Here is a 25,474-nt window from a genome sequence, read left to right on the forward strand (position 1 = left end):
GTAGGTAGACAGACTGTCTACTTGACAGGGGGCACTTCGAACAGCACAGCTTCATTTCGTCTTATTAACACTTCAAAGTAAAAAACTGCGGTAAGTGCTCCTTATGTGCTTCTAACATTTCATCAAAAATTTGCTTCGCGAGTGTATCCGACGGGACGAGCGGATTAATCGTCATCGCTAGGAGAGCAGTATGATAATCCCCCGTTACAGCGGCCTCTGCTGCTACCCGCTCAAAAGACTTAATTTGTTGCACAAGTCCTCTTACGGAAACGGGAAGGTCACCTACTGCAAGAGGTTTCGGACCGTCTTTCGTGATGACGCAGTTCACTTCCACTGCGGAATCGCGTGGGATGCTGGCGATGGCGCCGTTATTTAACGTATTTACTGGCTGGATGTCGCCTTTATCATTGTAAATCGAATGGATCAAACTGCAAGCCGCGTCACTGTAATACGCCCCGCCGCGTTTTTCAAGTTGAGTTGGTTTAACTGCTAAATTCGTGTCTCTGTATAACTCGAACAATTCTACTTCTAACTGTTTCACGACTTCTGCTCGCGTACCGACTGTCCGTGCCGCTTCCGCCTCTTCTTGCAACATCTCATCAGTCTTATAGTAGTAACGGTGGTAGGGGCAAGGAATAACTCCTAAACCTTTTAGAAAATCAGCCTCCCATGCGATTCCAGAAATGTTTTTCATCGTTAGTGCATCATTCGGGTCGCTCATTTTAGCTATGACGTCGTCGAGAACACTGACACCGTCTAATAACACATCTAGTCCGTATACCATATGGTTCAATCCGGCAAATGGGACGAACACGCGACTCGGATCAACCTTTAGAATTTCGGCGATCCCCATATGCATTCCGGTAGGAACATTGCACAGGCCGACAACTTTATTGCGCTTGCTATAACGTAAAACAGCTTCCGTTACCATACCCGCCGGATTCGTAAAGTTCACTAGCCAAGCATCGGGGCAGAGCTCATCCATATCTTTACAAATATCGAGAATGACGGGAATGGTTCGCAACCCTTTAAACAGACCACCAGGGCCATTCGTTTCCTGGCCAATCACACCGTATTTTAGCGGAATCCGCTCATCTTTAGCACGTGCCTCTAACAGCCCGACGCGAAATTGCGTCGTGACAAAATCGGCATCTTTCAACGCTTCTCTGCGATCCAACGTCAAATGAATATCCATCGGCACGCCGGCTTTGGCAACCATGCGCTTCGCTAGATTTCCGACTATTTCTAGTTTCTCCTTTCCTTCCTCAATGTCTACTAGCCATAGCTCTCTAACTGGTAGTTCATCGTACCGCTTGATAAAGCCCTCAATCAGCTCTGGCGTATAACTTGACCCGCCGCCGATCGTTGCAATTTTAAGGCCGCTTTGCATGATCAAATCCCCCTGTCGTTATCGTTTTGATCAAGCATGATCTCATGAAATTTGGCTGTTCACCATGCTTTTGACTGTCGCCAGCTCTTTGTGCATGTAAATCATTTCCTTCACGAGATCAGTCATCGTCTCCACACTCATCATCTGATCTTCAGCATGCATCATCAGCAAAGATAGCGAAAGCTGTTCGCCAGCCGCCTCTTTTTGAATTAAATCAAAATGTGCGTGATGTCCTAACGATAAATAGTCCTTCGATTCCTTTAACTTTGCTTCTGCCTCGGAAAACTTTCCGTCGCGAGCAGCATAGAGCGCTTCCATAACGAGGCTTTTTGCTGTACCTACATGACTAATAATATTGAAGGCGACGAGCTCCATTCCTTCCATCAAAAAACACCCTTTACTTGTGAACTTAAGACGTTTACTCGTTATCTGTTGCCGTAATCTCTGCCGCTTTGTTTGCAGCCATTACAAACGGCAAGTAAATGATAGTGGAAACGGCCAAACAGAGAAAACCGATCAGTAGGGCGATCCAGTTGCCACCCGTTCCGAAAAAGGCAATCAACGGTCCTGGCGTCGTCCACGGTACTTGATAAGCAACCGGTGGAATTAACCCTGTCGCAATCGCCGTATAACCAATGAGAATGTTCACGGCAGGTACGAGAATGAACGGTAAGATCAAAATTGGATTCAATACAACTGGGAGACCAAATATGACCGGTTCATTAATGTTAAATAACCCTGGTGCTATGGAAAGTTTACTTATATCACGATATTCCTTCCGCTTCGACACAATAAAAATCGCGATGATTAGCCCTAGCGTCATCCCCGAACCGCCGTAGTTGGCAAATGCGTCGTTGATCGCCCACGTCACCGGGTATGGTGCCCCCCAAGCTGACCCGTGAGCTGCGACATAATTTAAGTTTTCCAAAGTCGGTTCGGCAAACATCGCTTCCCGAATGGCCGCAACGGTGTTCGGACCGTGAATGCCGAATACCCATAGTAGGTTAGAGACGACCGCTAAAACAACGAGAGACACAATATTCGTACCAAGGTTTTTCAACGGAGTTTGCAGGACGGCGTAAATGAACTCATGCATGCCTTTCGGATATAGTGCGACAATAATCGCATTCGCGATGGAAAATCCTACAGTAATTATGATGATCGGAATTAGCACTTTAAAGGTGCGGGCAACGGCTGGCGGCACTGCCGGCGGCATACTAATTTGTAACTTACTCGATTTCGATAAACGGCTAAATATTTCCCCTACAATCAGGCCAACAATGATCGCCACGAACAGTCCTTGTGCACCTAACCATTGCGTCGTTAAAAAATTGACCCCATCAACTGCTTTATACGGCGGGTAGACGATAAAAAACGTCGATAAAGCTGTCAAGCCACAGAGCAATTCATCCGCTTTCAAAGAGACCGCTAAATTTCGCGCCACGAGAAAGACGATAAACATTGCCATCACGTTCGTTGAACCGTTTAAAACAGGTGTAAAAACGTCCTGATAATCAGCTAGATTAGGAAACAACTTGTTCAAGAACAATAACTCGGAAATAAACCCGTCAGGAGACAAAATAGCAAAGTTGATCAACACGATTAACGAACCGGCTAAAGTAATCGGGAACGCAAGAATAAAAGCATCCCGAATTGCTACAATATGCCGCTGCGCGTTAAGCTTCGTCGCAATCGGTACGAGCGCTTTTTCCATGAATTTTTCAAATGTCCCCATGAACCCCATCATCGTTACCTCCGTCTCAAATTAGGTTGTGTCTCCCTTTACGTTAAAGCGGTATCATCGGCTGCCAAACGTCTAGTCATTGCGTTTGTAGCAAACACGCGATCATTTGCTGTATCACATGCAATACGCAACTGTGACTAACATTTGGCAGACCGACGGTTAACGTGCACACGACAACTACTGTTCAATGAGTGCTAACGCATTCTCTAATACCGCTTTACCATTCATTCTTCCGTAGTCTTTCATATCGATGACCGTAACAGGGACTCTTCCGGCGATCATTTCATCGACTTGAGCTTTCTGGTAACGAACTTGTGGCCCTAATAGTACAATGTCTACCTCATCGGCGACAGATGCACATTCGGACACAGGCAATGCAAAAATTTCAATTTCCACCCCTTTTTCTTTAGCCGCTTCTTCCATTTTATTGACTAACAAACTAGTAGACATTCCGGCAGCACAGACTAACAAAATCTTTTTCATTTCAACTATCCCCTTATCCCCTTTTTAACAGTTTGTGACGCCAATCCATCTTGTTTCCCTTCGCAATCCGCTGTGCCTCGACTGCCTTCAATAGAGCGCTTCTTCTCGCTTGTGCGTACGTTTAAACTGAGCCGGATCGGGATTGAGCCTCGTTAGCTGTCGTTACTCTCGTTAGCTGTCGTTACTTATGATGCGGCAAAGACGAGTGGCGTTGCAGTGCCAATGGGCAGACGGATCCAGATCCACCCACTTTAGCCCTACAACGTTTCACCATTTGTAGCAATAACTCGCTTGTACCAGTCAAAACTCTTCTTTTTCGTTCGGCTAAGGTCTTTTTCATCTAACTCGTCACGATTGACGTAAACAAATCCGTAGCGCTTCTGGTACCCGTTTAACCAGCTTAAAATATCGGTAAACGACCACGTGCAATACCCGAGTAAATCGACTCCGTCGCTGATCGCTTGTCGACACGCTTCGATGTGCGCCCGTAAGTACTCGATGCGATAATCGTCGTGAATCGTTCCGTCTTCCCTCACTTCGTCAAACTCACCTAAACCGTTTTCAGTAATTAGAATCGGCAGCGCATAACGGCTCGTTATTTTTCTGAGACCGATGCGTAAACCGGTAGGATCAATTTCCCAATCCCAGTTCGTCGCCTCTAAATGCGGATTGCGCTTTGTTTTAAAAAGTCCGGGGACTCCGCTCTCGGTAGACGTTCCTTTCTTCCCAGTCGTGTTCATCGTTCCTTCGCCGACACCATCCAAAGGATTCCTTTCTACCGTAGTGGTTCGGTAGTAGTTAATACCAATGAAATCCGGCCTTCCATACGTCAATAAGGCCATGTCACCTTCCAGCACAGTAGGTGTTAAGTTCCTTTTTTCAAGGTAGTTCCAAACGGCAGCAGGATACCTTCCCCAACAATACACATCTAACCACCAATGGCTGCTATAATCTTCCGCGTTTTCTGCAGCCAACACATCGTCTGGATGGCAAGAGAATGGATAATTGGGCGAGTAAGCAAAACTCGGCCCGATTTTTCCGTTAGGCACATACCTGCGAAACGACTGGATCGCTTTCGCATTGGCGAGGCTAGCGACGTGGTTCGCTTCATACATGCGCTTTAAGTCTTTCACCCCTGGCGGGTGGATACCTAGTCGATATCCTAAGCCGATAAACACATTTTGTTCATTCAAGGTAACCCAATACTTGACGCGGTCACCAAACCGCTTGAATAGCGCAATACAATAATCGTTGAAATCATCAATGATTTGCCGCGACTCCCAGCCACCATATGCATCCATTAATGCTTGTGGCACATCCCAGTGGTAAATGGTAATAATTGGCTCAATGTCGTACTTGAGCAGTTCGTTAATTAAATCGTCGTAAAACCGTAAGCCACGTTCGTTTATTTCCCCCCTCCCCTCAGGAAAAATACGGCTCCAGGCAATAGAAAAACGATATGCTTTTAAACCCATTTCCGCCATTAAGGCGACATCTTCTTTGTACCGATGGTAGTGGTCCACAGCGACATCCCCATTTGTGCCTTTATACGTCGTCCCGGGGATCTTCGAATAAACGTCCCACACACTCGGCCCTTTCCCATCTTCATTCCACGCGCCTTCTACTTGATAGGCCGCTGAGGCCGACCCCCACAAAAATTTTTTTGGAAAACGCTCTAGCTGTTCATGAATCATAGTTTCTTTCCTCCCCTACTTTAAACATAGCGCCTTGACGTAACGGAGTAAATATGAGACGGGTATCTTGTACCTTGTAACATCGTTTTGTCATCTGTTTCATACATGTTACAAGGTGTTTCAACCTCTATGGGAGGAAAAAAACGTATCGGTGCATGTTCGTCGATATTGTATTTTAAGGGATATTTTTAAAAAATGGAGATTGTTATAAAATGTGGATTGCTATCGAATGTGGATTGTTATAGAAGGGGGATTGTCGAAAAACTCAATTGCGTTTTACCTTGTATAACTCGCGCGCAATTGATTCCAAAATGTAAACGACTGGTATTTGGGTTGTAATATTGGAAGATTCGATATACTCCTCTGTGACGTAGTACGATATATTTAAATCCGACAATTTAGCGATCGTACAGTCTTTATTATTCGTTATACTAACAATCGTGCTTCCCTCTTTCTTGAGATCCTTGATGAGATTAATGATTTCAGCAGTTTCTCCAGACACCGACATGGCAATCGTAACACTACGGTGTAAGTTGTGGCTGCGAATAGGAAAGAACGGATCTTTTATATGCAAGGAAAACGTTCCCAGACTCGAGAAGTGCCTAGCGCCGTATTCGGCCATAATCCCCGAACTTCCGATCCCTAAAAATATGACTTGGTCACATTTAGAAACGATACTTGCCGTCTCTTGAATGTACGATTCAAACACACCTTTCAACGTGCGTTCTACAAACTCCGTCAAGGTATTCTGGGTGCTTTTTAAGCGAAGTCTCTCTTGTTGGTCTAAATGGAGCTTTAACTTTATCTTAAACTCAGAAAAACCTTCGCAACCTAGTTTTTTGCAAAACCGTACGATCGTCGCTGTCGACACGTGGGTCTCAGCAGCTAACTCACGGATACGCATGTAGGTAACCTTTTCCGTGTTTTGGATAATATAATCAAAAATGAAATAGTCCAGTTCATTAAACGATTTTATCGCTCGATCGGTAAACATTAAACGCATACACTCCAATCAAGGCTTCCATTAAATTCATTTTACATGTAACCTGTTGAAATGAAAAGCAATGTGTGCAACGCCCGGTTGTTTAACGTTACCGCTCCTGTCACATTTCTATCGTTTGTATTGAATTTTTTGGATGACTATAATGGAAGGAGGTCCTTATAATCGCCGTAAGATAAGTAGGAGGTTGCTTCGTTGAACGATCACTCGTTAAATTACAAAGCGTATTTAATCGACCTAGACGGGACGGTTTACCACGGTAGTCAACCGATCCCGGAGGCTGTTCAGTTTGTCCGTTATTTGCGGGAGCGAGACGTTCCGTATCTTTTTTTAACAAACAACTCGACGCGCCAGCCGGAAGAGGTGGCGTCGCAACTGCAACAGATGGGGGTTCCTGCAACAGCTGACAACGTGCTGACGTCAGCGCAAGTCGCAGCCCACTATGTGGCGAACCGCTTCGCCTCCCCACACGTCTTCGTCATCGGCGAAGACGGACTAAAGCACACGTTGTTGCAGGCGGGATGCCACCTTGTCGAAAATTGGCCGAACGCCGCCGCCGAAGATGACTGTAAAGATGCGGATACTAGGTACGATTGTCACGCTGTCATCGTCGGCCTCGATCGCCAGTTTTCTTACGATAAACTGACGCTCGCAGTCCGCGCCATTCGGAAGGGGGCACTCTTTATCGGGACGAACGGCGATCGGCTGCTGCCGACAGACGACGGCTGGCTTCCCGGCAACGGGTCGCTCTGCGCCGCCGTGCGCGAAGCGACGCAAGTTGAACCCATCTATATGGGCAAACCGGAGCGGGCGATCACCGATATGGCGCTACAATTGCTCGGTTTGCCGCGGGAGCAAGTCATTATGGTCGGGGACAACCTAGAGACCGACATTTTGGCCGGTGTCAACGCGGAAATCGACACGTTATTCGTTCTGTCCGGCGTCTCCGCCGCGGACGATATCGAGACGCTCGGCATCCGCCCTACCCATACGGTGAAAAACTTGCAAGAATGGCAAGGACGGGTAAGTAACTGTTAAGCTACTGATCAAACTCATGGGCTACTGGCCAGATTAACGACTAATGTGATGAGCAACAGTACGTATTCCATTACCGTCACTTGGCCAGTTCGTCCACCATCTGATCCACTTTGTCCAAGTGGCGAAACATTGTCTCCTCAGCGCGCACCCTGTCGCCGTCGGCAATCGCTTGGTAAATATTACGGTGATCCTGCAGCAATTGTTGCGCTGAGGAGGCGTCCGAAAACAGCCACAGCTGCCGCGTATCGCGAATCGTCGCCGCCATCGCCCCCGCGATGACTTGCATCAGTTCCGACAACATGTTATTACCACTCGTTTTCGCGATCGCCAAGTGAAAGTCGACGTCGGCCTGTTCGCTAATCGCCTGATCGTGAATGTTTTCCGCCATCGTATCCAAATGTTCCTTCATCGATGTGAGCCCTGCCGCGGTACGCCTCAGCGCAGCTAACCCCGCTGCCCCTACTTCGAGCGACTTGCGCACCTCGAGCAACTCTTGTATTTGTTGTTTATTCATGAGCGTCGCTGTGGCGATCGCCTGGCTGAGGAGCTTATCGTTATATTCACACACGAACGTCCCTTCCCCTTGCCGCATTTCGACGAACCCTTTTGCCCTAAGCGCACTCAACGCTTCGCGCACCGCCGAACGCCCCACAGAAAAATTTTCGGCCAGACTTTGCACCGACGGCAGCTTTTCCCCAGGCATTATTTTTTTATCGATAATCATTTGCTCAATTCGGTCGGCGACGACCTCATATATTTTTTGCGTACGCACTTTTTCAAAAGTCATTGCTACCCTCACCTCAAAGTGTATATCTCATTTTGTTAATAATTACAGCAAAAAAGTTGTCCATTTGTACATTATATCACTCGTGCCTTGCTGTTGTTAGTATTTTACCAGATGAAGGAAGCTGGTGACCGATTTACAATGGCTCGGGAGGGGTTTCATCGCGAGACCGCCAATATGTATAAAGTAGAAAAATTAATGTGCGGAAGGTAGACTCTAAGTAAAAGAATTAATCGCTTCATTTATCGTATCGTTGCTGCACTTTTAATCCTCCAATTACAACGTTTGCCGGTAACAGAGGAGCCGCTCGTGAGGCGGCTCCTTTGTCGATACTTCGATACGTAAAACGTGTCACATCCATCACGGGATCCTTAACCTCGTCGTTAGCGACGAGCACTTCTTTTTGGAACGAAAACATATGTCACGCATTCGTTACCCTAACGTTTCCAATTCACAAGAAACCGAAACATCCACTTCAAACGTACGGTTCCACGGTAAGGCAACATGTGTACACTCGACGCGCGTCATCGCATAAGTAGAGTCGTTTACTTTAAACACACTGCCGATCAACACATCCTTCACTTCTTCGAAGTAACGCTTCAACCCTTGCCTTACCTTCTTATCGACACGTTCGTAATCATCCCCCAAGTAACTTGGGCTTATTTGTAACGTCTGTTCAAGCCAATGATTCACTTCTGTCCTCACGTTCGCTTGATACGCCCACTCGTCCAGCAAACGTTCGATTAGAAATTGTAGATGGGCTTGTAGGGCAGTACTTTCTACCGACTCTCCCGTTTGCCATAAAACACTCATTACACCATGACTAATACATGTCCCTAATGAATTTCCGGACGTATTCCATCCAGCATAGCCAGCCAGCTTCATATACGTCCCGTTCTGTAGCAACAGTTGTATCAGCTCTAGGTCAGCAGCGTTCGGAAAAGCCAAGTCAGCCACAACGACTGGATAACCTTTAGACATATAATGTTTCATAGAAGCAATAAAATCCCAATATTGATGCCTCGAATGAAAGTAAGCCTTTTTCCCGAACCCTTTAAATCCATCCACTGACTGATCGTCCAACGGTGTATTAATGTACAACAATAAATCTGCTTCTTCTATGCTCTCCACGCATAACGCGCCTGCTGCCGCAATGTGTGCCCTTACGGCTTCTTCAAGTGGGCGATCTTCAAATTTCGGCACAACCGCTCGTCCGGCAAGCGATAAATATTTAGGATAAATCTTTACCTGAGCTTGCCTAAAATAATGTACCATGCGCGCAAGTAACGTTTGTGTCGCTTCATCGGCACCTGGATAAAGCATCACCCGCTCCTGCACTTTTTTCTCAAAAATATGTTCCATTAAAACCCGCTGTTCCGATAAGTGGAGACCGACGTCACTCGCGTCCTCTTGTGTAATAATGAGAAAGTCCAGCACATCGTCCGCTACCCAATCAATCATCTGTTTATTAATGAAGTGATTACGTTTACGTGCTAATAAGTACTCCTCTAACACAGAGCTAGGGATCTTTCGTTCTATTTGATTCAGCTCTTCCTTGTACTCTTCTTTCCCTAAACGGTGTACATAATCATATAGGCGAGAGTATTGGAAGACGTCCCGCCAATAGTTATTATACTCCGCATTCTTAGAAGTAATCGATAGACGCATGAGTACACTCGCAGCATAAATAGGCAGCTGCGGATACTTCGTTTTTATTTTTTTCAACACATTGACATAAGCTAAACTAACCTCTAACGTACGATCCATCGTCCGCGAAGCGACCAATCCGCCATAGGCTAATTGATCGATTGCAATAACGAGTCCATCGACATGAGGTGCCGTCGTTTCTAGCCATTCATTTAGGCTGTCCCCACACCCTGGTTCGGTAAACTTACCTAATATTTCTTTAGGCGGTTGAACGACTTCCACTGCACCAATTTGCCCTAATCTCTCAGTAAACGAATAACAACACGGCCGATCATCTAGGGGTACTATCGCAATTTTACGTGCCATCTCGTTTCTCCCCCTCCCAACTTATTTATCCGCTGATCCTAAATGCATGTTCATAAAGTACTTTTGAGCAAGCAAAAATACGATAATTATCGGTAATGTCACCCATACAGTAGCCGCCATTAAGGGTCCCCAGTCCGTCGTATGTTGGGATGTTTGGAAACTTTGCAAACCAAGTTGAACAGGCATCAAGTTTTGATCGTTAATGACGATTAGCGGCCAGAAAAAATCGTCCCAAATCATCGTAAACACAAATACGACCAGTGTTGCTGAGGCGGGTTTAATGAGGGGAAACATGATGCGCCAAAATATCCCAAATTCGCTACACCCGTCGATCCGCGCCGCATCTTCTAGGTTTCTCGGTAGGGTCATAAAAAACTGGCGCATTAAAAACACCCCAAACGGAAACAGTAACCGCGGTAAAATAAGGGCGCTATACGAGTTGAGCAACCCTGTTCCGCCCCCCCAAATGCCGTTTCCCCCGGCAAAAGGAAATTTAACAATAATTAAATAGAGCGGGATCAAAATGACCTCGAACGGAATCATCATTGACGCAAGCAAGATGAGAAACAATAGATTTTTCCCCGGGAACGTCATACGCGCAAATGCATAACCCGTTAGCGCAGACAAAAAAAGTGAGCTAATCGTAATGACAACAGCTACGAAAATAGTGTTGAAGAAAAACTTTTCCCAAGGGGCCGCTTCCCAAGCAGCTACATAATGTTCAAACGTGATTGTTTGAGGAATAATGGTCGGTGGATAGGCGAACATTTCTGTATTCGGTTTTAATGAAGTGACCGCCATCCAAAAAAATGGACCGACCATAACGATGGCAATGGCCGTAAGTAACACATATAAAATTATTTTCTTCGTCCATTTACGTGCCGTTTTGTTTGCCGATGGTGGTGTATTACTGATCGTCGTTTGAGCCATAACACAGCCTCCTAAAGGTCATAATTCACCGTACGCTGGCCAATGAGCATGTTAAGTAACGTCAGTACAAAAATTATGGCAAATAACACGAAGGCAATCGCTGACGCATAGCCCATTTCATAACGCTCAAACCCGTAAACGAATATGAGATAAACAATTGTCGTTGTCGACCCGGTGGGACCGCCTTGTGTCATTGCATATATTTCCCCGAATGTTTGAAACGTGCTCAGTGTAGCCATGACAAAAACGAAAAATGTTGTCGGTGTTAAGAGAGGCCAAGTGACACGCCAGAAAGACTTCCAGCGATTCGCGCCTTCTATAGCGGCTGCTTCATACAACGTCTTCGGGATCGCTTGCAAACCAGCTAAAAAGATAACCATGTTCCACCCGACACCTTTCCATACCCTCATAGCTACGAGTGCCTGTAGGGCAATATCGGGATCGTTGAGCCACAGTTGCGGTTTAAAGCCTAGGGAGGTGACGATATAGTTTATTAACCCGTTGTTCGGATCGTACAGCCACATCCAAATCATTGAAGCCGCAATGATCGATGTAACGACCGGGATGTAATAGGCAGCTCTAAAGATCGTAATACCGCGTAACGCCCGATTAACTAATAGAGCTAGTCCGAGTGAAATAGCGATATTCAAAGGAATGACTTGTACGGAAAAAATCGTCGTATTCCAAAGCGCATTTCGAAACTCACTATCAGAAATCAGCTTTGTATAATTGTCTAACCCAACCCAATCACCGGGTGAAAAAAGCGTGTAATTCGTAAAACTTAAATAGAAAGCCCATAAAACCGGCACGAATAAAAATATGGTAAATAATAAATAAGCTGGTGATATAAACGCATAAGCGACTAGCGCCTGTCTACGATTCTGTCTATTCTTCCAAAAATCAAGCTGTTTTTTGAAAAGTCCCCGTTTTTTTCTAACAGGATTTGTCTTCAATTCATTCGGCAAAGCGTTCCCATTAGACATCAATATCCCCCCTGTTAAGGCTCGTCATTTGCAAGAATGGGAGCCAATCCCCCCATTCTTGCGAAAAACGTTATTTCTTGTTTTTCTGTATTTCCTCATTGATCGCTTTATGAGCCTGTTTTAAAGCTTCTTCTGCTGGTACCTGCCCATAAATTGCTTTCTCTACGTGACTGGCGATGATGTCGCGCATCGTTGTCCAGCCGGGAACATTCGGGTTAGACATCCCGTTTGTCGTCGCTGACAGTTCCACAAATTTGGCAAACAACTTGTCTTCCTTAATGAAATCTGCTTGCGCCGTCGACTCTCTTACAGGTAAAAACTTAAGCTCGCGTGAAATCTTTTCAACATTTTCTTTGGAACCGAGGAAGGCCATTAGTTTCCATGCCGCATCTTTATGCTTTGAATTCGCATTCATGAAGAAACCCGATGAACCGACATGTGTCGTCGTCTCACCTTTGCCCCGCGGCGGTACGGCAACATCAATCAAATCATACGCATCTGGCGTATAATTCTGAACTTGTTCGATGACCCAAACGCCGTCAAAAGTAAACGCCACCTCACCTGTTCCTAAGGGGTGTTGATCCCCTTGACCGCTCATACCTGAAATGGGTGTTAGTCCGTCATCGAAAAATTTCTTATAATACTCCAAAGCTTCCACTGCCTCAGGGCGATTTAAAACCGATTCAGTACCCTCTTCGTTTAAGAAGTCGCCGTTGTTAGACCATAAGAACATACTCCATACTTGCTGTAAATCATTGCCCTCTCGCGGCAATTCAGTAGCAGCCTGCTTAAAGCGATCCCCGTCTTTTTTCACGAGCTTTTTACTAATTTTCAATAATTCGTCCCACGTTTCCGGCACTTCTACTCCTGCTTCTTCGAAAATGTCCTTACGATAATACATCATGCGATTTGCCCCTTGAATCGGTACGATATAGGGCTCATCGTTTACTTTTCCAGACTCGACATAAGCTTCTACAAAATCGTCCTTGTCATCCCAAGAGTCGTAGTACTTTTTCAACGATTCTATTTGGTTTTCATTAGCGAGGCTCGCGGCAGCGGCAGCTCCATGCATAAACACATCGGGGCCAACCCCACCGACTAACGATGTAGTTAACTTTTGATCCAACTCAGACCACGGTTCAAATTGTACTTTGGCACGAATATTTTCTGCCTCGTACTCCTTATTGAACGCATCGACAACTTCTTTGAATGTCTTTTGAATTTCCTTAGAGTTTCCCGCAACCCAAAGCGTTAACTCTGCAGGCTCTGCCCCTTTCTTCTCCTTTGCTCCGTCTGTCCCCTCACTGTTACACCCCACTGCTAAAAGGCTAACCAACAAGACGATCCATACAATAATCGCTTTCCTTTTCACCAACTTAAACCTCCCATAAAAAGTGTTGTTGCTTTATTGAATCATTTGCTCCAGCGCCTCTTTTCTCGCGATCTCAATGCTGCCAATTAACCCAACTTCGTCCCGCAAAGTCGAAACTTCTATCTCGATCGGAAAAGGGTACACCTCTTTAACCTTTTCTATAATTGTTGGGAGGAAGTACTCACTCAACAGCATAAGCTCCCCGCCGATTACCACTTTTTGTGGATTTAACACCGCGGCCACATGGCTCACAATCATCGCCATATGATCCGCCATTTCTTTTATAAGTGCTGACATCTCGTTGTCTTCTTGTTGCAATAGTTTAGCCGTTTCACGAAGGACTCGGTCATCATCATCTGTAGGTTGCATGAGTACTCGCTTTTTAATTAAACATTGCTTGATGACCTCTGTTGAGACGAACGACTCCGCGAATTGCTCGCCGCCATCGCCCTTACTAGTCAACCTCATAAAAGCTAATTCACCCGCACCCCCGGACGAGCCTTTAAACAATTGCTGATTAATAATTATGCCTGCACCAAGTCCTCGCCCGACACTAACGAAAACGAAGCTATTTAATGCCTCTTTTTTACTTAGAGTCCCGTACTCACCGATTGTCGCCATGTTAATATCGTTTTCAATAATAACTTTCGTTTTCAGGCGACGACTTAAAATGTCTTGAACAGGAAACAAACCCCAGTTCAATTTTTGCGGGTCAATACGCACGTGCTCCCTCTCTGTCAAGATACCTGGAGACGCCACGCCAACGGCCATTACTTGCTTCAAATCTACCTTCGTTTCCAGCAAAAAATCGTGCAAGCTTTGTTCGACAAAATTGATTAAATCCATCCCCACACGCGTGCCTGTATAAGCCCCTTCTTTTTTGTACACAATTGTTCCGGTCAAATTTCCGAGAGCCGTCGTGACGCGCCCTTTACTCAAATCCATCCCGATGACATATCCGTAATCCGCATTAAACTCTAGGATGATCGGCTTTCTCCCCGTCGTGGCATGTTCGCGCCTCGTTTCAATAAGAATATTTTGCGCAATCAGGGGTTCGACGTTGGCAGACACACTGGGTGCGCTTAGCTTAATCGCTTTTGCTAAATCTGCTCGTGATGCACCACCGCGCGCAATGATTTCATTCAAAATCAACTTTTGGTTATTAATGCGGATATTTGATTGATTTTCCGCCTTTTTTTCTAACATCTACCCCGCTCCTATTGACAAATAACACCAAGGTTTCCTTTTTGTTCGCATATTAATGCTTGTAATTGTTTAACATCGACGTCGTGTGGACTACATTGCTCGTTCACTGCTAGCGCTGCCGCTATACCAACTGCCTGTCCGACCACCATTGCCGTCGGAGTCACCCTAGCTGAAGCTAAGGCCTCATGAGTTGCTGAAAGACACCGTCCGGCAACTAACAAATTGTGCACACTGTCATTAATGACACAACGGTAAGGAATATCGTACGAAGTTCCTCGTTCCATTTGAATAACATCCAAGTCCCCACCGTCGGGTGAATGAATATCTATCGGGTAAGATCCCCTTGCAATCACGTCATCGAACTTGCGACCTTGGACGACGTCTTCCCCACTTAAGATGTACTTGCCTACTATACGCCGCGACTCCCGTACACCAATCTGTGTCCCGCAGTTAATGAGTTCAGCGTTTTCAAACCCTGGAATGTCTGATTTTAGAAATTCGACCACTTCCATTACTTGCCGTCGACCTAAAACTTCCGCGCTGGATAGTGCTTGTCCATCCGTTGCATCGTGCCTGATCACTCGGGTCATATTTACCGTCACTTCCCCTTTTGCAGGAAGTTCAAATAACAACACCCGATCCCGTTCAATTGTTAAGCGTTTTTCTCGTTTGGCCTGATTGACGAGGGAGAAAAAACCAGAGATACCTACCATCGGAAAGCTCTCCCAATCGTCAGCTAAAACGAACTCCTCCGGATGGGCCTTAACGTAAGAACGGACACTGTCAAAATTAACCCCGCCCATGCGAAACATCATCGTCATCGGCTGTGCCAGCCCGTCACTCTTCCTCCCTTTTTCATAAGGCACGCCAGCCATCGCCACAACATCCCCATCACCGGTGCAATCAATAAAAACGGATGCCTTCACCCTCAAATGACCGCTTTTATTGTATAGGTGAAGCTCTTTTAATTCTCCCGATTTGTCGACGTCCGCACCTGTAACGACGGTATGCAACTGTAAAAAAACGTCGCTCTCTTCCGCCATCTCCTGGAGCACGTATTTCATTTTTTCGACATCTACCGGTGTGACAGTCGGCACAAAACCTACCATATCTGGCACGTGTCCCGGCGTCCCCCCGATCGCTTGTAACCGATCAATCATTTCTTGTGCTAACCCTACAGCCACTTGTTCATCACCAGCGTGAAAACTTTGCAACGGACCCACCAGAGCATTCGTAGCCATGCCACCTAGAAACCCATAGCGCTCTATGAGCATCGTTCGCGCACCGTTACGCGCTGCTGCAATCGCAGCCATGACACCCGAGGGTCCCCCACCCGCAACAACCACATCGAACGCATCGTGCACACTGTTCAACATTCGTTCGTCCCACCCCCTATCACACGGTCAATCTCAGTTCGAAAAGCACGCGTTGCCTTATACAGACTATCGACTTCTTTCCCCGTAACGATTGCCCCAATCATAAGCCCTTTAACACCGGCTGCAACTAAACTGCTAACGTCTTTTGTCGTCACTTTGCGCTGGGTGGGAACGACTACTGGTCGTTCACATAACCGAACGATCCGCTCATACAAAAAAATGTCTCGTAAAGTCAGCGGTGACCCGTATTCTTCTCCGGGAATAACCGACGCTTCTAAGGCATCAATTTGTAAACTTTTGTAACCCTTTCCATAATCAATAGGGTCTTCGGAAGAAATCGCTATCATTTTATCGACGCGATTTTGAAGCAACCAGGGCGGGGTGTCGTGAGCGTACAAGGAGATAAAGCCTATCCCTATTTCTTTTAACCGTTCAATATCAGATTCAGTCACTTTATGTACGCCATCACCTACGACAATACCCGTTAAACGCTTACTTGCCTTTGCTACTAATTGAGATAGGAAGTCTTCGTTTTCCCGCAATGTGCCGAATGAATTACCACTTGCGCGGTGATCGACATTTATGTGAACTTTTACGATGTCGGCACCACCTTCGAAAGCCGCCTGTGCAAGATCTAAATCGTTTCGGGGCAAAGATACCATTAACGAAAATGGCTGTTCGGTTAACGTTTTGTATAGACCCAATCTCATCACCTTTCCTCCTTAATAAACTTTACTAACTATCTTCGCCACAAGGCTACCCCATATTTTTAAAAAAGTCAACCCCGTGATTCAAATATCGATCCATCCCTGTTAGTCAAGGATTTGTTGAGGAATATAACTTATAAAGCGCTTAATGGTCATATAGTTTTAACAAAACTGTATTGACAATCTCCAATTTGATTAGTAAACTTTACTTAGTAAATTGGGGAAAAATAAACTTTCAAAAATGGAGGCGTTTACTTTGTACAAAAAAGTTGGATTAGTCACCCTACTATGCGTTCTTTTATTGAGCAGTGCCGCCTATGCCAAAAGTAACTTTATTCGTTCCGCCATACCGGAAGAAGTGTTAGAAGAGAATGATCCCGACTTGACCCTGCAATATTCGATACAGATCGAGAACATTGAAGGCGGTTCCATTAGTAAAATCGAGCCAAACGGTGAAACGACACACCTTGGTGACGTCGTCGTCCCCGCAGAAGGTACATACCAAGCTTCCGACGGGTTTTGGGCTGCACAATATGCCAAAGCCATCGACGATACGTTCGGAAATGTCGTTGCGACAGGTGTTAACGCGATGCACCTACGCGTCGCGCCCATGGAGCATTATGATCCCAAAATGGCACAACAAGGCCGCGATGCCGTGTGGAAACCGCGTCTCATTTCCTTACTTCCCGATCGCGAGTACTATAAATCCGGGCCCGGACCACACCCCGGACGCATTGCTACAAATATTCCCGGAGGAGAAAAATTGTTTGGCGGGGATGCTTCGGCATACGTGAGCTCGCCCGTACAGTACAAGAACAGCGAAGGCGAATGGCAGTCGATCGATCACTATTACAGTAACCATTCTTACGATGACGCACCTAAACATTTACGAATCAACGTGTATCAGCCGAAAACTAAACACGGAAAAATAAAAGCGATGGTTTTTGAAAATAAAGTTGGCGGCGACGTCACGATTGAATATGACCGTGGATATAAGAAGCCGATCGCCACAGTCCTACAACGGGTCGAAGGTACGGGACGCTTTGGCGGCTCGGAATACGCGGATGTCGGGCGAGTAAGAGCGAACCACGGGGGCGTTTTAGACTTATCGACTTCTCCTAAAGTCGGCTTTACGTGGGACGAGGAGTTGCGTGGCGGTTTTCAGATTGTCCCCGCCAACCACGTCGTTTATTCCCGCTATTTTCTCGATCTTAATTACTTGGACCGCCCACAATATATGATTGTAGGGCACCTCGGATCTACGCCTGACCATCTATACAATCCTGTTTACTTTGATGAGACATTAGCCTATGACCCTCATTTCGAAGCGGTTGCACCCATTTTCAGTAGCTATATTAAACCGAAACAAATCACAACGGAGGTTCATGTCCCTGAACACGCCGCAACTAAAGTGCAAGAGAAACCAATCAAAGGACAGTCGACACACTTCGTCGTGTCTAAAGACGGAGGGAAAACGTGGCAAGATCCGGAGTCGATTCAGGGATCGCATAACGATTCTTTAATCGATGTGACGCATATTAAGGTCATTTTAAACTACTAGAAATAGCCTCTCGGAGATTTGAACCCGATCGCCACCATCGCCAAGGGCTCACAAAGAAGGGATCCGGAAAAAATTAAGATCCCTTCTCATTCCGGTAGGAGATCGTCATTCTCCGAGGTCGCACCCCGTTCCCACAGATGGAACAACCAGGTATAGACCAGATTCACCACGGCTGGGTGCGGCCTCAAGTTTCTATTACTTTTCGAAGGAGGAACATCTATTGAAAAGAAAATCAACATTATTGACATTATTGACGTTATTGACGTTTATGATCGTTTTCTCGATTATCATAGGCTGTGATTTTTTGTACGGTTCTGCGGAAGCACTTGAGAAAGTACAAGTGGACAGTTCAAAAGGAAAGGGAACAGAAAACAGGAACTGGGTCACAGAGGCCAAAACACCACCGACATCGGACGAGCGTTATCCCGTAACCGTATATGAGGACGTGACAATTCCGATGCGTGACGGTGTAAAGTTGAAAGGACGTCTATTTCTTCCAGACCTTCCAGAAGGATCGATTCCCAGCATCCTTCTTCCGAACGGCTATGGACACGGAGAGCCGGGTTCGGGAGGGAATTATTTACCCAATTATCTAGCCGAGCGCGGTTATGCTGTTTTACACCTGAGCATGCGTGGTTCTGGAACTTCAGAAGGGGAAGCGAATCTCTACCACAAGTATGGACAAGACGGTTATGACGTTGTGGAATGGATGGCAGACCAAGGAGAGATCCCCTGTTAGATTCAACGGAAGTAACGGGAACGATGGCTCTAAACCTATGGGCCGAGACAAATGCGGCGGACATCGATTTCGTTGTCCAAGTGTCAGATGTTGCTCCCGACGGCACATCGACTGCGGTGACCGCAGGATACTTGAATGCTCAGCGATCAAAATCGCGTTCCACTCCCGAGCCGATTACTCCAGGGAAAATTGAACCGTACCAAATCGACATATTGCCGACTTCCTACGTCTTTAAAAAAGGTCACCGCATTCGCCTAAGCATTGCGGGTGGAACCAAGGCACACCAAGGACAAGGGAGTCCCCAAGGACCCTATCATCTCAAGCGCTACATTTCGTGCCTGTTCAGTACAGTCGTTAGTATAGAACGACCGTAGTAAATCACTTTTTCTCGAGGTGATCCTCAATCGGGCCAAAATTGCAACATACGACAATTAATTCACAACTGCTGGCTGTTAAAAATATCCCCATTGATTGACTTAGTAATTCGGGATCAACCGGGTGAACATGGATATGACTCGCCTCCTCGAAGGTGTGAGCTAGTCTGATTAATTCGGTTCCAAGCCCGATCAGGCCATCTTTGCTTAGCGTAGCATGACTCGAGAGTTAGACGAAATATCCTTCCCGTTCTTGTACACACTTACCTCACCGACGTTCTCACCTTTTTCCTCAAACTTTTCTACATGCTTAGGGGTTAAATCGACAGTATACTTTTCCATATAATCACTCCTCCTTAAACAGGTAGCAACGGGGAAGACGCGGTTGGCTAATCTCGATCGTTTTGATCAAACGATTCCTTTATTTTACTATTGGGTAAACCTATGGTAACTTCTCCTTCATGGTAAAATTCTATCACATAGCCGACTGATGGAGACAACATAAAAGTATCCCACGATACAGCAGTAATATCATCAATTACCTTTACGGCAGAAACTATATCTGTTTTCACGGCTGGATCGTCAGTATAGTTCCACAATAAAACAACTTCCATGTCGCTAATTCCCAATTCATCCAACCAAGTTGGTATATCACCGTAATACTCTATCTTCCTTTTCACTTTTACCTTTTCCCAATCAATTCTTTGGTAAAAGGTAATAGGAAATAGATCCACTAATTGACTAAAGTATTGTTTGGTACGCTCGTCAGATAAAACGTCGGCATTTTCACCTAATGCAATAATGCATTCGTCAAAAAGGTTCAATTTACCGTACCTCCTACTTATTCAAATTTTTTAATAAAGATTTATACAATTCTTCCGTTCCTTCAAATGGGATACAAATCTTTCTTCCCTTCCCTTTTTTCCCTTTGCGGTAATCTTCAATATTTATATGCGGCCCCTTTATAAGATCATGGTCTAGACGCCACCTAACTTTCCTATCCGTTGACCGTCTCCCGATAACCTTTTCAAAACCGGGGCTCTTTTCTAATCTCCCTATATCCTTTTCCGTCTAAGGGCCTAATTCTCCAATAATTTCAAACGCAAGATTGAATGCATAAAATCACTTGTTCCAACAGGATACCACAAATAATCAACACTAAAACCCGTTGTCACTATGCTCACCTCATTTAGTAATGAAATTCACCCTGATGTCTTCGTTAGTTTTTTCCCTAATCCTTTTCCGTATATCTTTAAGCGTTTTTTTCGAAACATCTTGTTCCCTTACGTCAATCTCAATAATTTGACGTGTATTAGGCGGTAAATCATTCTTGCGTTTATTAATTTGCTTTGAAACATTATTTACCAGTCGACTTATTCCCCTAGGGTTGGTCACATTATAATTCTTCACCTCGACAGCTGAGCCGCGCCGATGACGGCTTGACATGGAGCCTCTGCGGGCATGATTTCCGATCGCGTAAAGGGGAATCTGTATCAATCGTAAGCTCTTTCAGTACTTCGTGGATCGCGCGTTGGACTTTAGCCGCGTAACAAATCGAATGCCGTCCTATCGCACTTACGGTAGTCGACGTATCCCCTGTCGAAGACGTTGTGCATCCGGTTCCGTGACAACAAGTTCATCCATCTGTGCCCGATCAGCAGGTCGTGCTGGCGTAAGAACCGCTTTGTCGGGATAGACACGTCCATCGAAAAACACGACACGCACATGGGCTTTTACACCAGCTTTCGTTTGCCTAAACTCTGCCCAACGATACTGTGACAGGCACATAGAAATCGTTGACGAGTCGATCAAATGAATCGGCCCCAAGGTTTCAATGGTTCGTTTCTTACCGTACTGCCTCGTGTAAAAGCGTTTACAAAAATGAATAAGGTTATTAAAATACCCGCCACTTAGCTTTGGACAGTTTCTTCCCATAACGTAGGCCAATGCTATACGCAATATAAACCGTTAACGTCGCTTTTTTTACTACGGCGTTCGCGGCAGGAGATCGTGCCGAAAATTTACCTTTTTTTCACAAATGTCCCCAAAATCAAACTGATAATTTATCCTCGATTAGTTCCAATAAAAAATCTCCGAAGTCATTTGCTATAACTTCATTGATTTGCTGGTTTTGGTCTATCCCTGGTACATAAGAAATAACACTAGGTTCTCCCTTATCAGCACTATTAAAATCAAGACAATAAAGCTCTCCCCATCCTGTATCGTATATCACAAGAAGATTATTTGGAAGGTTTATTTCCCTTCGTTCCGTTAACGTGAACCAAATTGCATCTGGAACAGAAGAATTTTCAAAGTCTCCGTTAATTATTCCGTATATCTCTTCAGATCCAAAGTTACCCGCTCCAAAGGTTAATAAGAAATCCAAGTACGAACCACTAAACATTAACCCTAACACTTCCTCCGCTTTAGAGATCAAATCACGAGACCGTGGGCCAAAAAAATCAGACCTCTCTTTGTCAGACAAAATAATTTGTTTGGCCTTCTGATAAGTTTCGCTGCTCATAAACATTCCTCCTTATTTACTCGAAAATTTTTTCGCCCGCATTTTCCAGTACGCCTTTTTCCAATTTTTAAATTCCTCTGACCCTTAGATAAGCGTTTCGCGTATTTCTTTATGGACTCATTCACCTTGCGCTTCGGCATTGTACCTTTCTTCTTTAGGTGATCGCCCATCTTAGAAATTCGCTAAAAGCGACATGCCGACGGATTCCCACCACTCAGCTTCGGGCAGTTTTTCGCCTGTACGCGGATCCTTACCTTCAAATGCGCGATAAAAGTCGTTGACGCCACTTATTTCCCCTGCCGCGTTGATGACGTCTTCTACAGTTAGTCCGTCGGTTCCTGCCACTTCCGTTCTGACATTAATCGGATGGATCTCTTGGATTTGTCGGATGAAAGGGGGTTGAGTCCGTATAATTGTGTAAAAAGGGTTTTCAGAAAATAAAGGGAGCCAGTTTAAAAATCCTCGGTTAGAATGAAAGTTGTGAGACCACATTCTAGAGAGGAGAAATTTGAAATGGCTCAATACCAGATTACCGTAATCAGGAATTATTGCACCAACTTTTTTAGGGAATTCCCAAGATGACGGTGTCGCTGAGTTGCTCGAATCGGTATTAAACCAAGCACTTCAAGCCCAAGTGACGGAACAAATAGCCGCTGAACCTTACGAGCGAACCGAAGATCGTCGCGCCTATCGTAACGGGTCATACCCCCACCAGTTGACGACGCGTGTGGGCACGCTGACCTTACACGTCCCACGGCTCCGAAACGGTCAATTCTCCACCGAGCTGTTCACGCGTCACTAGAGGAATCAACAAGCCTTAATGCTTGCCATGATGGAGAGGGTCGTGAACTGTGTCTCCACACGCAAGGTCTCTCAGGTAACAGATGAACTGTGGGAGAAGTCTTTCCAAGTCTACCGTGTCGGATTTGTGTAAGCGACTGGATCCGATCGTGGCGGCATGGAATGATCGTCCGCTTTCGGACAACGCATTTCCTTTTGTCCTCGTCGATGCGTTGTATCTCAAGGTGCGAGAAGACGGCAGAGTTGGCTCACGCGGCGTTATGGTCGGCATCGGCGTGAACGCTGACGGCTACCGCGAAATACTTGGGCTCATGGTCGGCGACACCAGTCCGAAGCCAGTTGGGGTGCGTTCTTCAGTTGGCTAAAACAACGCGGACTAAAAGGTGTCGACTTGATCACCTCTGATGATCACGGTGGCTTAGTGAAGGCCATTCGTCAGCACTTTCAAGGGGTGACCTGGCAAAGGTGTCAAACGCATGTCATGCGTAATATACTTGATGTCACGCCTAAATCCCTTCAGAAAGAGGTACGCCGTCACGTGCGTGCCATCTTGGATGCTCCAAACATGGAGACGGCGAGACAACTTCTGTCTCAAACCTTAGAAGCCTATGAAGAAAAGGTACCAAACGCCATGAATGTCTTAGAATCCGGCTTTAATGATGCAACAGCTGTACTCGTTTTTCCGGAAAAATACCGCAAGCGGCTGCGTACAACAAACAGCGTCGAAAGGCTCAACGAGGAAATTCGTCGACGTGAACGGGTCATTCGCATCTTCCTGAATCGCCAATCAGTCGTACGCTTAATCGGCGCGTTGCTCATGGAAAAAGATGAGCAGTGGGAGAGCGGTAGAAGGTATCTTGATATGACCGAGTACGTTGAGTGGCGAAGAACAAAAGAGTCTGCCACCACCGTCACTCACATCGCGTAGGCTTTACATGGAGGGGCGGGCATGATAGGCTGGGTCGCCAGGCGGTGCGTCATTTCACATCGCCAAAGCACAAGAAATCATGCCCGTAGAGGCTCCATGTCAAGCCGTCATCGACGCTCATTCTAGCCGAGGTTATTTTTACACACAAATTAGGACTTGATCTTCATTCACTGTTACCTGTATGTTGCCTTCATCGAAAACTTTATAATTCATTAGCAACATCCCCTTTAGTGACTTTCCTTTAAAAGAGAAAGTAGTACAGTCGTTAGTGTAGAATTACAGTACTACTTCCTAGTATTTAATAATTCAAAGGGATAGGATTAACAACAGGGAAGCCGATATAGGAAGTAATCACTTTTTTTCGATGTGCTTGTCAATTGAGCCGAAATCATGACAAACGAGAATTAATTCGCAGCTGTTAGCCGTTAAAAATATTCCCATTGATTGACTGACTAAATCGGGATCCACCGGGTATATATGGGAATGTCGCCCGTTTTTGAAAGAGTGACCTAGCCTGATTAGTTCAGTTCCTAGTCCGATAAGTCCATCTTTGCTTAGCTGAACTAAAACTCGACAGTCAGATGAGATATTCTTCCCGTTTTTATACACCCTTACCTCACCGACGTTCTCATTTTCCAACTCAAAATCTTCCTCGTCTGTATCTGATGGATTTAAATCGACAATATACTTGTCCATATGATCACTCCTCACTCAATAATATCTTTCACGTTTCCTTTTTCGTCAACTATAATGTGATAATTCTTTCTTCTGCTGTATCCACCTTTTTTCTTGGGCACATGGATTTCAACATTATAGTGATCTACAGGATAAATGTAATGTTTTACTGGATGAGCCTTTTCACCAAAATCCTTACGGAATACAACCTTACTTCCATCTTCAAGAACTGTTTCAAGTCTGTCTCCTTTCCTCTCAGCCCTTCTTAATACATCTTTTAATTTCTTTAAGGCTTCTTGATTACCAACCTTGGGAATTCTTCCATTATCCCTTAACCAAGTATCCCCGCTCTCAATAATCCCTAACCGCTGCCCATCTTGCCTGCTCGGGCTATCTACAGAGGTCGGTCGATTCTGCCACGCCTGCTTAAGAACGGAAGATAAGCGTTTCGCGTATTTCTTTATGGACTCATTCACTTTGCGCTTCGGCATTGTGCCTTTCTTCTTTAGGTGATCGCCCATCTTAGAAATTCGGGATAAAGTTTTCTTTACCTTTTTAAGTCCTTGAGCTGTTTTTAGAAGCTTAACGCTACCAGCGGCACCGCGGCCCGCCTTGCCAAACTTGGCAAGCTTTAACCATTTCACTGGGGGTATTACCGCTAAAAGCGACATGCCGACGGATTCCCACCACTCAGCTTCGGACAGTTTTTCGCCTGTACGCGGATCCTTACCTTCAAATGCGCGATAAAAATCGTTGACGCCAGTTATTTCCCCTGCCGCGTTGATGACGTCTTCTACAGTTAGTCCGTCGGTTCCTGCCACTTCCGTCGTGACATTAATCGGGGGGATCTTTCGGATTTGTCGGATGAAAGGGGTAACCTCTTGATCGTATAAATACTGGTTAATTGTCAATACCGCATTTTGATACGGCTCGAGTGGCCGGGCGCTTGGTAACATGTCATGGATCGGCGGCATCTTTTCGTTGACATACTGTTTACCAAGTTGCTCCACGCGCGTTAACGCATAGTCTACCGCCGAAAGATCCTCGGGAGCTAGCGTCGCTTTCGCTTGGTCTACAATGCGTAAATGCTCACGAACCGTTTCTTCTTGGTCGGATAAATGACGATTGAACAAAATCCCGCAAAATATATGT

At 45.6% G+C, this 25,474-nt stretch carries 25 protein-coding genes and 1 pseudogene; 5 read left to right on the top strand and 21 right to left on the bottom strand.

Annotated elements, in window-relative coordinates:
• Positions 1-64: 64 nt before the first annotated feature.
• From BN1247_RS12535 to BN1247_RS12560, 6 genes are all read right to left on the bottom strand, one after another.
• Positions 65-1,390 (bottom strand): 6-phospho-beta-glucosidase, encoded by a 1,326-nt coding sequence (locus BN1247_RS12535; RefSeq protein ID WP_054950696.1) that lies wholly within the window; start codon positions 1,388-1,390, stop codon positions 65-67.
• Between the two features lie 42 nt (positions 1,391-1,432).
• A complete protein-coding gene (locus tag BN1247_RS12540) occupies positions 1,433-1,774 on the bottom strand; it encodes a PTS sugar transporter subunit IIA (RefSeq protein WP_054950697.1) in 342 nt (113 codons plus the stop codon).
• A 34-nt stretch (positions 1,775-1,808) separates the two neighbouring features.
• Positions 1,809-3,134 carry a PTS sugar transporter subunit IIC gene (locus BN1247_RS12545; RefSeq protein WP_054950698.1) on the bottom strand — a complete coding sequence of 442 codons (1,326 nt, stop codon included), beginning with the start codon at positions 3,132-3,134 and terminating at the stop codon, positions 1,809-1,811.
• A 177-nt stretch (positions 3,135-3,311) separates the two neighbouring features.
• Positions 3,312-3,617: a PTS sugar transporter subunit IIB gene (locus tag BN1247_RS12550; protein ID WP_054950699.1), complete on the bottom strand. Its 306-nt coding sequence runs from the start codon at positions 3,615-3,617 to the stop codon at positions 3,312-3,314.
• A 257-nt stretch (positions 3,618-3,874) separates the two neighbouring features.
• Positions 3,875-5,311 (bottom strand): glycoside hydrolase family 1 protein, encoded by a 1,437-nt coding sequence (locus BN1247_RS12555; RefSeq protein WP_054950700.1) that lies wholly within the window; start codon positions 5,309-5,311, stop codon positions 3,875-3,877.
• Between the two features lie 265 nt (positions 5,312-5,576).
• A complete protein-coding gene (locus BN1247_RS12560; RefSeq protein WP_054950701.1) occupies positions 5,577-6,305 on the bottom strand; it encodes a MurR/RpiR family transcriptional regulator in 729 nt (242 codons plus the stop codon).
• Between the two features lie 201 nt (positions 6,306-6,506).
• Here BN1247_RS12560 and BN1247_RS12565 point away from each other — a divergent pair, with 201 nt between their 5' ends.
• Positions 6,507-7,349, top strand: a complete 843-nt coding sequence (locus tag BN1247_RS12565) for a TIGR01457 family HAD-type hydrolase (RefSeq protein ID WP_054950702.1) — start codon at positions 6,507-6,509, stop codon at positions 7,347-7,349.
• A 76-nt stretch (positions 7,350-7,425) separates the two neighbouring features.
• Here BN1247_RS12565 and BN1247_RS12570 read toward each other — a convergent pair whose 3' ends face one another.
• The 9 genes from BN1247_RS12570 to BN1247_RS12610 all read right to left on the bottom strand — a co-directional run bounded on the left by BN1247_RS12570 (position 7,426) and on the right by BN1247_RS12610 (position 16,723).
• A complete protein-coding gene (locus tag BN1247_RS12570) occupies positions 7,426-8,136 on the bottom strand; it encodes a FadR/GntR family transcriptional regulator (protein ID WP_054950703.1) in 711 nt (236 codons plus the stop codon).
• A 235-nt stretch (positions 8,137-8,371) separates the two neighbouring features.
• The gene (locus BN1247_RS18230) at positions 8,372-8,551 is read right to left on the bottom strand and encodes a hypothetical protein (RefSeq protein ID WP_054950704.1); all 180 of its coding nucleotides are present in this window, start codon (positions 8,549-8,551) and stop codon (positions 8,372-8,374) included.
• 14 nt (positions 8,552-8,565) lie between these two features.
• Positions 8,566-10,146 carry a DUF4127 family protein gene (locus BN1247_RS12580; protein WP_054950705.1) on the bottom strand — a complete coding sequence of 527 codons (1,581 nt, stop codon included), beginning with the start codon at positions 10,144-10,146 and terminating at the stop codon, positions 8,566-8,568.
• 21 nt (positions 10,147-10,167) lie between these two features.
• Positions 10,168-11,076 carry a carbohydrate ABC transporter permease gene (locus BN1247_RS12585; protein ID WP_074011151.1) on the bottom strand — a complete coding sequence of 303 codons (909 nt, stop codon included), beginning with the start codon at positions 11,074-11,076 and terminating at the stop codon, positions 10,168-10,170.
• Between the two features lie 11 nt (positions 11,077-11,087).
• Positions 11,088-11,726: a carbohydrate ABC transporter permease gene (locus tag BN1247_RS12590; protein ID WP_187119784.1), complete on the bottom strand. Its 639-nt coding sequence runs from the start codon at positions 11,724-11,726 to the stop codon at positions 11,088-11,090.
• Between the two features lie 403 nt (positions 11,727-12,129).
• The gene (locus tag BN1247_RS12595) at positions 12,130-13,431 is read right to left on the bottom strand and encodes an ABC transporter substrate-binding protein (RefSeq protein ID WP_054950707.1); all 1,302 of its coding nucleotides are present in this window, start codon (positions 13,429-13,431) and stop codon (positions 12,130-12,132) included.
• A gap of 33 nt (positions 13,432-13,464) precedes the next feature.
• Complete coding sequence (locus BN1247_RS12600; protein WP_054950708.1) at positions 13,465-14,637, bottom strand: ROK family transcriptional regulator; 1,173 nt, start codon at positions 14,635-14,637, stop codon at positions 13,465-13,467.
• A gap of 11 nt (positions 14,638-14,648) precedes the next feature.
• Positions 14,649-16,013 carry an FAD-dependent oxidoreductase gene (locus tag BN1247_RS12605; RefSeq protein WP_054950709.1) on the bottom strand — a complete coding sequence of 455 codons (1,365 nt, stop codon included), beginning with the start codon at positions 16,011-16,013 and terminating at the stop codon, positions 14,649-14,651.
• Positions 16,007-16,723: a hypothetical protein gene (locus BN1247_RS12610; RefSeq protein ID WP_054950710.1), complete on the bottom strand. Its 717-nt coding sequence runs from the start codon at positions 16,721-16,723 to the stop codon at positions 16,007-16,009. The genes BN1247_RS12605 and BN1247_RS12610 overlap by 7 nt, the downstream gene beginning before the upstream one ends.
• A 253-nt stretch (positions 16,724-16,976) precedes the next feature.
• On the opposite strand from BN1247_RS12610, the gene BN1247_RS12615 reads away from it, so the two are divergent.
• From BN1247_RS12615 to BN1247_RS17235, 3 genes are all read left to right on the top strand, one after another.
• The gene (locus BN1247_RS12615) at positions 16,977-18,281 is read left to right on the top strand and encodes a hypothetical protein (protein ID WP_054950711.1); all 1,305 of its coding nucleotides are present in this window, start codon (positions 16,977-16,979) and stop codon (positions 18,279-18,281) included.
• A gap of 220 nt (positions 18,282-18,501) precedes the next feature.
• On the top strand, positions 18,502-19,020 hold the full coding sequence (locus BN1247_RS12620; protein WP_054950712.1) for a CocE/NonD family hydrolase: 519 nt from the start codon (positions 18,502-18,504) through the stop codon (positions 19,018-19,020).
• A 23-nt stretch (positions 19,021-19,043) separates the two neighbouring features.
• The gene (locus tag BN1247_RS17235) at positions 19,044-19,394 is read left to right on the top strand and encodes a CocE/NonD family hydrolase C-terminal non-catalytic domain-containing protein (RefSeq protein ID WP_187119785.1); all 351 of its coding nucleotides are present in this window, start codon (positions 19,044-19,046) and stop codon (positions 19,392-19,394) included.
• Between the two features lie 207 nt (positions 19,395-19,601).
• Here BN1247_RS17235 and BN1247_RS18440 read toward each other — a convergent pair whose 3' ends face one another.
• From BN1247_RS18440 to BN1247_RS18020, 4 genes are all read right to left on the bottom strand, one after another.
• Positions 19,602-19,736: a hypothetical protein gene (locus BN1247_RS18440; protein ID WP_261796044.1), complete on the bottom strand. Its 135-nt coding sequence runs from the start codon at positions 19,734-19,736 to the stop codon at positions 19,602-19,604.
• Positions 19,737-19,783: 47 nt separating this feature from the next.
• Positions 19,784-20,218, bottom strand: coding sequence for a CDI toxin immunity protein (locus BN1247_RS12625; protein WP_054950713.1), 435 nt, complete (start codon positions 20,216-20,218; stop codon positions 19,784-19,786).
• A gap of 1,226 nt (positions 20,219-21,444) precedes the next feature.
• On the bottom strand, positions 21,445-21,918 hold the full coding sequence (locus BN1247_RS12635; protein WP_054950715.1) for an SMI1/KNR4 family protein: 474 nt from the start codon (positions 21,916-21,918) through the stop codon (positions 21,445-21,447).
• 171 nt (positions 21,919-22,089) lie between these two features.
• Entirely contained in the window at positions 22,090-22,263 is a 174-nt protein-coding gene (locus BN1247_RS18020; RefSeq protein WP_187119786.1) for a pre-toxin TG domain-containing protein, read from the bottom strand.
• Between the two features lie 168 nt (positions 22,264-22,431).
• Between BN1247_RS18020 and BN1247_RS12640 the strand changes: the two are divergent.
• Positions 22,432-23,647: pseudogene (locus tag BN1247_RS12640) on the top strand (IS256 family transposase).
• A 351-nt stretch (positions 23,648-23,998) separates the two neighbouring features.
• Here the strand turns inward: BN1247_RS12640 and BN1247_RS12645 are convergent.
• Together BN1247_RS12645 and BN1247_RS12650 are read right to left on the bottom strand one after the other, a co-directional pair.
• A complete protein-coding gene (locus tag BN1247_RS12645) occupies positions 23,999-24,343 on the bottom strand; it encodes a hypothetical protein (protein ID WP_054950716.1) in 345 nt (114 codons plus the stop codon).
• 11 nt (positions 24,344-24,354) lie between these two features.
• On the bottom strand, positions 24,355-25,455 hold the full coding sequence (locus BN1247_RS12650; RefSeq protein WP_054950717.1) for a pre-toxin TG domain-containing protein: 1,101 nt from the start codon (positions 25,453-25,455) through the stop codon (positions 24,355-24,357).
• Positions 25,456-25,474: the final 19 nt, after the last annotated feature.

This window comes from Numidum massiliense (genome assembly GCF_001375555.1).
Classification (GTDB): domain Bacteria; phylum Bacillota; class Bacilli; order Thermoactinomycetales; family Novibacillaceae; genus Numidum; species Numidum massiliense.